We start from the raw sequence: 10,432 nt of genomic DNA on the forward strand, positions 1-10,432 counted from the left end.
TCTTTGTTTTTGGTCGAATAAGATTAGCAGATTATCGATTAATCCTATCTTTCAACTTACTTTCAAAAAATTGCACTTGATTTTAGAATTGGCGATTTAAAATCTTTTATAAAGTGGTAAATACTTGCAAAAATTTCTTCTTCACCCTCTCCAAGTATAATAGAGTGATTATCTCTTGGAAGTAAAAGTTGCTTTTTCATTTTTGATTTTACACCATTATATATAAACTGAGCACTCTTTGGATTAACTATTGGGTCTTTATCTCCTTGAATTACAAGGATAGGGTCTTTGATCTTCTTAAGCTCGGAATCTGACTTAGTCATTAGTTTTTCCATCTGAGCAATTGAGTTTAGTGGATGTTTGGAGTAACTAATCTCAGGATTTTCACTCTCATTTTCCACCCACTCTACAATACCTTTTTCGTTAAGCTTTGATATCATCTCATTAAATACATGCAGGGTTGGAACTACATAACTAACACGTAAATTATTTAATCTTAGGGCTGAGTTAATTACTATGATACCATCAACCTTGTGTTCAGCTGCATGTAAAAGGGCTAATAATCCTCCAGTAGAGAATCCTCCTATAAAAACCTTTTGACAAACTTGACTCATTGCCGTAACTGCACGTTTAAAGTCATACTCCCAATCTTTTGAACTAACACTTTTTAAAGCGATAGGGTCAGTCCCGTGTCCTCTTAATCTTGGAAGATATACATTTATGCCTCTTGCAAATAGATACTCTGCCAATCCCATAGCTTCTTGTGGTGAAGCCATGTAACCATGAGAGAAAACAAGACCTTTAGTATATTTTGAGTTATAAAAGATTTTAGGAGAGGCAGGATTATTTTTTATAGGTAAAGCATTATGGTAGGTATGGTATTCTTTTTCAAATATTTTAAACTCTTTATCTTTTAAATAGTTAAAATTATCAAGCTCTAAATCTTTTTGAGAAAATCTAGCGTTCATATAAGCAATATCAGAAATTTCTTTTTGTAGTTTTATCTCATTTAGTATAACCTGTAAGGTATTTTTAACTCTTACCTTGTCAAAGTCATACTCTTTTTCAAGTAAGATTCTGTCAAATAGATAATCACCCTCACTATCTTTATAAAGAATCTGTTGCATCTGAGCTAACCTTAGTGCTGAGATAAAGGGAACAAAATTACTCTCTAATAGTAAAGGAAAAAGGTCATCTTTTAATTCAGAATGTATATTTAGATTTTTCATATATTCAAGTGATCTAGCATTTTTGTATATCAAACTTTTTAAATAACTTGGACATACTTTTATAGTTGGCATTGTTACAAGTGAGAGGATAAAAATATGGTCAAAGTTTATTTTTACATTTTCGTAAACTTTCTTCATAACATCGTTTATAAGAACTTTTCTTTGTTTGTCTATAAAATCATTTACAAGCTCTTCATCATCTAAAGAGTCTTTATTCTCTTTTAAAAACTTACTTACATACTTACCTACAGATATAGGTTTTGCAAAATGCAGATGCATGTTTGATTTTCTCAGTAGATTTATTTCTATCTCTAACTCTTCGAAAAAATGTGTACCTCTTAAATTTAAATACTTATCTATCCATTGTAAAAGTCTATTTTCACCAGGACGGATATGATTGTAAGTGATAGATAATGGAACAATTTGTACATGTATATCTTTGTCTACATTATTCATTTTACTTCTTAATATCTCTGCTTTAAGTGCTAAAACTGCAGAACCAGTATACATTTTATGAGTTCCAGATTTAGTATTAATATTTAAATTATCCTTATTATCAAGAGTTATTAATTTATTTTTAATCATATTCCCCTCAGGGTATATAATCCAGTCAGAATCACCTGAAACCAAATCATCTAATATAATACGGTTTTTGATTTTATTTTTTACAGAGACAGAACCTGCTAACTCCATATACTTCCCAAGAAGTCCCACAAATATAGAGTCATGACCTAAAGAACGACCCGCATGATTGTATTTTGCAAAAAGTATATATGGCACTATAAATGTCTCAAAACGAGTAAAATGATTTGAAATGATAAGGACAGACCCTTTATCAGGTAGTTTTCCACTGTGAGTGATATCTACGTTAAAGAGTCTTATTAATCCTGAGATAATATATTTGGATATTAATAAAACAAATCTAATCATCTAAAATATTCTTCTTTACTAAAAGAGTCTACTGAAACAACAATGTCTTGCATCTCTCTAGCTATCTTAATCAACACTTTTTCATCCTCACTAAGAGAATCTTTTCCAAGTTTTTTCTCCTTAGCAAAGGCTTCTTGTACATTTATGATTGCCTCAGATGCATTTAGTAACTCTTTAACTCTTGTGCTTTCATATACATTTGAGCATATTCGTCCTCTTATATCTTTGTTTGTACTCATAAGGTGTGCGATATATTGTAAATCTTTATCTTTAATAGAAGTTCCCATAGGATTTAACTTAACTAATAATATTTTTAACTTAAACAACCAAGACAGAGGAGCTTTAGAAATATTTGCATATATGCCTATAAAGGCTTCATCAATTTTACAAAAGCCATTTTCCATTACAACTCTAAGAATTGCCTCGTCTTCTTTTAAATAACCATCATGCTTATATCTTTTTAAAGTAGCACTCATCATATACATATGAGATAAAATATCTCCAAATCTTCCAGATATAGACTCTCGTCTTTTTAAAGCAGGTCCCATTAAAACAAGTGCTAAATCACTTAAAAAAGCAAACTTAGCAGATGCCCATGATAATTTTTGCTCATATCTTCTTGTCTTAGAACTATCTACATTTTGATGTAGATATCCTCTTGTAATTCCAAGGAAGAAGCAAAGCATTGCATTTCTAAGGACATGTTTTGTGTGTGAGAAAAACAGAGTATCAAAGGATTCAACATCACCATTTTGGAGTGCCTCTACCTGTGGATAGATATATGGATGGCATCTAATGATTCCTTGACCAAACTGTATCAAAGAACGAGTCATTATATTAGCACCTTCAACAGTAATACCGATAGGAACACCAAAGTATGCGTGTGCCAAAAGATTTTTCGGACCTCTACTTATGGCTGCTCCACCTTGTATATCCATTGCATCTAGTACATTTTTACGAAACATCTCTGTACTTTGGTACTTCATGATAGCATTTGCAACCGCTGGTTTTGCTCCTGCATCTATAGCACCAAGAGTAAAAGTTTTTGCAGCGTCAAGCATATATGTACTTGCAGCTAAACGTCCAACAACTTCAGATATTCCCTCAAACTTTGAGATAGATAGTCCAAACTGATAACGAACCGAGCTATAAACAGATGCAACTAAAGTTGCTAGTTTACTACCACCTGAGCTAGTAGAAGGAAGTGAGATTCCGCGACCAACTGCAAGAGACTCCATAAGCATTGACCAACCCTGACCAATGCCCTCCTCTGCTCCGATAATATCATCAATACCAATAATAACATCAACTCCTAAAAGAGGTGCATTTACAAATGGAACATTTAAAGGATCATGTCTTTTACTCTGATCTACTCCATCTTTTTTAGAGTCTACCAATGCACATGTGATGCCTAACTCTTCTCCTTTTCCAAGAAGATTTTGTGGGTCTCTTAAACTAAATGCTAAACCAATAACACTAGCAATAGAGCCTAGAGTAATATATCTTTTTTCAAACTGTAGTTTTATTTTTAATGCACCATCATCATCTTTAAAAAGCTCACCATAAGACTTTATAGATGCAGCGTCACTACCAACATCTGGCTCAGTTAGAGCAAAACATGGGACTTCTCTACCGTCTGCAAGTCTAGGTAAATAATAATCTTTTTGTTCTTGTTTTCCATAATGAAGTAAAAGTTCTGCAGGTCCAAGTGAGTTTGGTACCATTACCGTAATTGCCAAAACCTGAGAGTGTGAGACAAGTTTTTCTATCACACAACTATGAGCATATGCACTAAAACCTAAACCACCAAACTCTTTAGGGATTATCATTCCAAAGAATTTCTCTTCTTTTAGATACGTCCATACATCTTGTGGCAAATCTCTATTTTGAAATATTTCCCAGTCTATTGCCATAGAACAAACTTTTTCTACTTTAGTATCTAAAAAGGTTTTCTCTTCATCTGTTAGTTTAGGATATGGATATTTAAATATCTTTTTAAAATCAGGTTTACCGCCAAAAAGCTCACCCTCTATCCAAACATCACCAGCAGTTAAAGCTGTCTTTTCTGTCTCAGAGATAGTAGGTAATAATCCTTTAGACTTAATCATATTAAATAGTGGTCTTGTAAAGTACTTTATTCGTTTGTTTTTAAAAGAGCTCATTATGCACCTCCGTAAAAAGTTTCATTATTTTTTTTCATATTTATTAAAAGCTCAGATGGAGTAAATCTATCTCCATAAGTAGCACTAAGTTCATTTAATGCATCTACTATTTTTGTTATACCTATCTCATCTGCATAACGCATAACTCCACCTCGAAACGCTGGAAAACCTGTTCCCATAACCATAGCCATATCTAAGTACCTTGCATTATCTACTACATTTTCTTCTAAACATCTACTCGCTTCATTTATCATAATCAACATAGCTCTTTGAACTATATCCTCACTACTCATCCCAATCACTTCACTATTTTCTCTTGGTATATCTGGGTTTAAAAGAAGTTCTTTAGAACTATAATCATAAAATCCTTTTTTAGTTTTTTTGCCTAAAAAGCCTTTATCAACCATATTTTGCATAAGAGTTGAAGGTTTTATCCTATCGCCGTAGGAATTGTTTAAAATAACTGAAACATTAGCTCCAACATCAACACCAACCGTATCTATGAGAGTAAAAGGTCCCATAGGCATTCCAAATTCTAAAAGAGACTTGTCTATGTTTTGTAAGTCTACACCCTCTTCAAACATCATAACTGCTTCTTGAAGATATGGAAGAAGGATTCTATTGACTAAAAATCCAGCTGAGTCTTTAATCTTTATAGGTGTTTTACCTAGTTTTTTTGCTAAGTTTACAACTGTTGCTACAGTTTTATCATCTGTTTTTTCTCCAGCTATTATCTCTACCAATGGCATACGATTTACTGGGTTAAAAAAGTGCATACCTACAAAACGATTTGGGTACTTTAATGTTTTTGCTAAAAGAGATATAGATATAGAAGAAGTATTACTTGCTATGATGCTATCAGGTGCCAAAACCTCTTCAAACTCAGAATAAACCTCGTCTTTTAAAGTTTGATTCTCACTTACAGCTTCGAGTAAAAAGTCCATATTCTCAAAGCCTTTATACTCTTTAGTAAAAGAGACTTTGTCCATTTTCAAATCTACTTCTCTAATAGTTAAACGACGGCGTTTAATAATTCCATCATATATTTTTCGTATGTTTTGAATACTTTTTGCCGCACTTTCATAACTTCTAACTTTTAAACGAACGTCTATATCTTTATGATTCATTGCCCATGCAATTCCACTTCCCATAACTCCCGTACCAACGACGCTAGAGTATTTTATATCTTTTGGTTTGGCTTTGCTAAATGAATCACGTTTTAACTCCTCAGAGATTAAAAAAAGCTCGATAAGGTTTTTACTAACAGGAGTAAGAGCAAGTTTGACTTCGGCTTCTCTTTCTATTTCTAAACCCTCTTGCAGAGGTTTTAAAAAAGTACTTTGCATTACTTCAAGTACAACAAGGGGTGCAGGATAATGCCCTGCAGTTTTAGCCATAACTTTTTTCTTTGCCATAGAGTCTATTATATTTCTGATGAATGAAATATACTCATACCATTTTATACCCTTTCGATTTCCTTGAATCTTAGCATCTAGAGTATCCTCTAGTATCCCTTTTACATACTCTTCTTTTTTAAAATCCAAGTAACCACTCGGAACACAGGCATCTACCAAACCAAGCTTTAGTGCTTTTTCACCTTTGAGTTGTTTCGCACCAAGAATCAATTCCATAGCTTTTGCATAACCTATAAGTGAATAAAGTCTTTGAGTTCCACCAAATCCTGGTATAAGACCCAGATTTACCTCAGGAAGTCCTATCTTTGTATGTGCATCTGTAGTTGCTATTCTATATCTACAAGCAAGTGCCATCTCAAGTCCACCACCTAAACATGCTCCATCAATAACTGCAATAGTAGCAAAAGGAAGGTTCTCAATTTTGTTAAATAGTTCTTGTCCTTGTTTAATAAAAGTACTTACACTTTGTTCATCATAAGCAGTTTTTATCTCTGTTATATCTGCTCCAGCTATAAAGATATCTTTTTTTGCACTTTGAATAAATAGTGCTTGCATATCTTTATCTTGGGCAAGTTTTTCTATTTGTATTTCTAGTTCAAACATAGACTTACTTGAGAAAACATTTGCATTACTCTTTGGAGTATCAAAGATTAGAGTAGCAATTCCATTATCATTTTTTTCAAATTTAAAGTATTTCATCATTCTGCCTCCAAGAGTAGAGCTGCACCTTGACCGCCACCAATACAAAGAGTCGCTAAACCTCTTTGCAAGCCACGATTTTTCAGCTCATGTAAAAGTGTAATAATCAACCTTGTTCCTGTCATACCAACTGGGTGACCAAGAGCTATACTACCTCCATTTACATTTAAAATATCAGGATTTATCTCACCAATAGCTTCATCATCTCCAAAGTGTGTTTTTGCAAATGCCTTAGATGCAAAGGCTTTTTGACAAGCAATTACCTGAGAAGCAAAGGCTTCATTTATCTCTATCAAATCCATATCTTTCATACTAAGTCCAGTTTTTAAAAGAAGGTCATGTGTGGCAAAAACAGGACCTAGTCCCATTCGTTTTGGCTCAAGTCCTTGATAACTGTACTCTCTTAAAAACCCAAGAGGTTTGAGACCTCTTTTTTTTGCTTCACTCTCTGACATCAAAATTACAGCCGCGGCTGCATCTGTTACCTGAGAAGAGTTTGCTGCTGTTATAGTTCCATTTTTCTTATCAAAAAATGGTCTGAGTCTAGCTAGTTTTTTAAGAGTCAGTCCTTCTCGTATACCATCATCATGGTCTAAAAACTTGCCATGAACTTCATCATATACTAAGGGTGTGATTTCTTGATCAAAGCGACCACTCTTTTTTGCTTTGAGTGCTTTTTCATGACTTTGAATCGAGTACTCATCTTGCTCTTCTCTGCTAATACCAAAATCTCTTACAAGGATTTCTGCGGTTGAACCCATCATTAGTCCACTTACAGGATCTGTAAGTCCAGACATAAGACCGACTATTGGTTTTAAGAATGTTGGGCGAAAACCAAGTATTGTTCTTGCTCTATCTAAGTATGTCCTTGATCTTGAGAGTTGTACAAAAAGAGATGTCATTTTTTTATTGTATATAAAGGGGATGTTACTCATTGACTCAACACCACCACAAAGATATACTTTACCTTCATTAGCGTAAATCTTAGAAGCAGCACTTGTTATAGACTGCATTCCTGATGAGCAGTTTCTATTTACTGTCATAGCAGGAGTAGACTCAGGGAATCCTGCACGAAGTGAGATTACTCTTGCAATATTTGCAGCATGAATAGGCTGAGAGACATTTCCGATGATAACTTCATCAACCTCATCAAAACCTATTGGAGAGTTCATCATCAACTCTCTAATCAGCCTTGCACCTAGAGTATCAGCCTGCAACTCTTTAAACTTACCACCAGCCTTTGCCATGGGCGTTCTAAGCCCTGATAAAATAGCTATTCTTTCATTTTTCATTTCTACACTCCACATAAAAGTATCTTCTTAAAATGTTTAATTTAAAATAATGTTCTTAAGTATTTATTACTATAACCCCATTCATATTAATATTAGCTTTATCATTTTGTTAAATAATATGTATGGTTTTGTAGTTTTAGATGCGAGGAGAAAGATATAGACTCAGAGTTAAATCAATCTATGAAATACTCTGGATTACTCTCTTTATAAGCTTGTAGTTTTTCTAATTCTATTGTTGGAAGTTTCTCTATATACTCTTTATTGATAATCTCTACATTAGTTATTTCAGTACTATCAACATCTTTGCGCAAGTATTTTATTGCAACTTTTCCCTCTGCAAATACTTCATGTTTAATTATTTGAGCATTTTCATTGTAAGTTATATTCTCACCATGTAATTTTGCATTTTCATACATTTTAGTGCTTTTAACACTTTCATTTGCTTTAGAGATTATATATTTTGTCTCAAGTCCATGTCTTTTATCTTCTACAAAATGTTCTATCTTTGCCAGAACACCTCTGTCTGTAAAATGTTTAACTTCTTTAATTCCATCTTTTTCATTAATCAACTCTTTTACGTATGCATCTTTAGCATTATAAAAATGCTTTGTTACAAATGTGTCATCAAGTTTATAAGTTTCAGTTTTTTTATTTTTACTTGGGTAATTACTTATTTTATGTTTTTCTTTCATGATAGTCCTTATTTAAGAGAATTGTAGCACATTAGTTTTAGTATTATCACTTTATTATAAAACATCAGGTTTGCAGAAATAATAACCTTGTAAATATTCTACATCTAGTTCATTTAAAATATTGTATATCTCTTTATTTTCTACATACTATGCAACTAGTTCTATCTTTTAGCTTTTAGCAAAAGAAATAATTGTTTTAATTACAGAAAGAAAATAATAATTTAATTGAGCAAAGATAATAGGGGTTTTTAAAAAAGATTTTGAGAAGATAGAGATTTACACTTTTACATGTAAAGCTCTATTTATTTCTAAAGAAGTTTAAATATGTTTCATTTTGAAACTATTTATACTCTAGAATTTGTATGTTGCTTTTGCCCAAAGATTATTTTTATCTGTTGAAGCTTTATTTTTAACTTCTTCATTCTCATAAGTAAGACTTGCACCTAAACCTTTTAGAGCACCAGAAAATGCATATGCACCTTGTAAACTAAATACATCAGATTTGTCACCCTCTTTAACAGTATCATTTTTAAAATCAATTGATACATAACGAGCTTTAACTGTTACACCAAGGTTCTTATTCATATATCCAAGATTTGCAGCATATTGTGTTGACTCATTATATGTACCAGCATTCATAATTCTTGAAGTATAAATAGTTCCTGCTTTACCTGCAGCACCAGTAACTTGATACTGTGCTTTTCCATCTTGTACTCCGGCATAAGCTATATATGCATTAAAGTCACTAATTGAACCACCAACTTTGATACCATAAAAACTAGCATCTTTTGTTGCAGAAGCATCATAGTCAGTGTTATTATACTGTCCAGATACGTTATAACCAATCTTATCTGCTTTACCAACATACTTAGCTTCAGCATATACTAATGTTCTAGAATTTTCTTCTGTTGCATAAGCTAAACCAAGTGTTGTACCAGCGAAAGATTTATTTTCAACAGCAACTGCATAAGCGTAATCTGTATCAGTTCCTAAATCATCAAATGTACCTACACCACCAGCAAGATCTGTTCTAGCTTGGTATCTAGTTACATAAGCACCCATAAGAGTTGTATCTTTGATATCTTTACTTACTGCAGTAGCACCTTGAAATGCTTGTCTGATCACACGTGATCCAGAACCAGCAAGTAGTGGCATATTAATATATTGACGACCTACTTTAACTGAACTCTTAGCCATTGCATAAGAAAGACTTGCAGAAGAAAGAACAGCTCCATCAGCGTCCATATCTTTTTTGAATCTAGTTTCAGAGTCAGCATTTGAGTATTGTGTATGAGAAGATTGAAAACCTAAATCTGCATTAAAACCATAAAATTTAGCTGTTTTATAGTCTAGTTTAACACCTAAAACAGTAATAGTTTCAGTAGTATCTGAAGCATTTTCTGCTCCTTCATCTTCACTAAAGTAATAAGCTTTAAGCTCACCAGAAGTTTTTCCGTTTGCAAAAGCTTCTGCTAGAGTATCTGCTGTTTTCATGTCTGCTGCAAATGATGCTGTCCCCATTGCCATCATAGCAACCATCGATAATTTAAGTAGTTTCATTTTCTTTCCTTGTAGTATAATGAAGTTCATTTATGAACTTTTATTTTTCTTGACGTGTCAGTATAGTGAAGCCTTCATTATAAAAAGCTTTTAATTTTTAAATTAACAATCGGACTAAAGAAAATTTTAATAATTAAATAAACAAACTATAACTTATATTATTAAAAAACATTCTAATATATATGAGATAAAAAAATATACTGTGTATTACATATATCACAGATTAAGATAAATTTATATGACTTTTTTAACATCAAATCATAAATAGGTAAATAAAAATATTTAGACTTTCCTTCTTTAAAGAATCCTATTTTTTCATCTAATTAAAAAGTATTTTATTAATAAATCATTGTTTAAAGTGCATAAATGAGGAGCATATTTATAGTATAGTAACTAAATGTATATTTTATTTATTTTTTTAAGAGAAGTGTGACAGTTAATATAAGCTTATAT

The 10,432-nt window shown here is 32.4% G+C and carries 6 protein-coding genes; all 6 read right to left on the reverse strand.

Annotated features, from left to right (window positions below; all coding sequences use genetic code 11):
- Positions 1 to 62: 62 nt before the first annotated feature.
- The gene (locus QZZ48_RS11770; RefSeq protein ID WP_294966040.1) at positions 63 to 2,159 is read right to left on the reverse strand and encodes an alpha/beta fold hydrolase; all 2,097 of its coding nucleotides are present in this window, start codon (positions 2,157 to 2,159) and stop codon (positions 63 to 65) included.
- Positions 2,156 to 4,321, reverse strand: coding sequence for an acyl-CoA dehydrogenase (locus tag QZZ48_RS11775; RefSeq protein ID WP_294966042.1), 2,166 nt, complete (start codon positions 4,319 to 4,321; stop codon positions 2,156 to 2,158). Before QZZ48_RS11775 ends, QZZ48_RS11770 begins: the two co-directional genes overlap by 4 nt.
- Positions 4,321 to 6,438 (reverse strand): 3-hydroxyacyl-CoA dehydrogenase NAD-binding domain-containing protein, encoded by a 2,118-nt coding sequence (locus QZZ48_RS11780; RefSeq protein ID WP_294966044.1) that lies wholly within the window; start codon positions 6,436 to 6,438, stop codon positions 4,321 to 4,323. The genes QZZ48_RS11775 and QZZ48_RS11780 overlap by 1 nt, the downstream gene beginning before the upstream one ends.
- The gene (locus QZZ48_RS11785) at positions 6,435 to 7,727 is read right to left on the reverse strand and encodes a thiolase family protein (RefSeq protein WP_294966046.1); all 1,293 of its coding nucleotides are present in this window, start codon (positions 7,725 to 7,727) and stop codon (positions 6,435 to 6,437) included. The genes QZZ48_RS11780 and QZZ48_RS11785 overlap by 4 nt, the downstream gene beginning before the upstream one ends.
- Positions 7,728 to 7,900: 173 nt before the next feature.
- On the reverse strand, positions 7,901 to 8,419 hold the full coding sequence (locus QZZ48_RS11790) for a hypothetical protein (protein ID WP_294966047.1): 519 nt from the start codon (positions 8,417 to 8,419) through the stop codon (positions 7,901 to 7,903).
- Between the two features lie 351 nt (positions 8,420 to 8,770).
- On the reverse strand, positions 8,771 to 9,979 hold the full coding sequence (locus tag QZZ48_RS11795; RefSeq protein WP_294966049.1) for an OprD family outer membrane porin: 1,209 nt from the start codon (positions 9,977 to 9,979) through the stop codon (positions 8,771 to 8,773).
- Positions 9,980 to 10,432 lie beyond the last annotated feature (453 nt).

This window comes from Sulfurimonas sp., assembly GCF_016744025.1.
Taxonomy (GTDB): Bacteria; Campylobacterota; Campylobacteria; order Campylobacterales; family Sulfurimonadaceae; genus Sulfurimonas.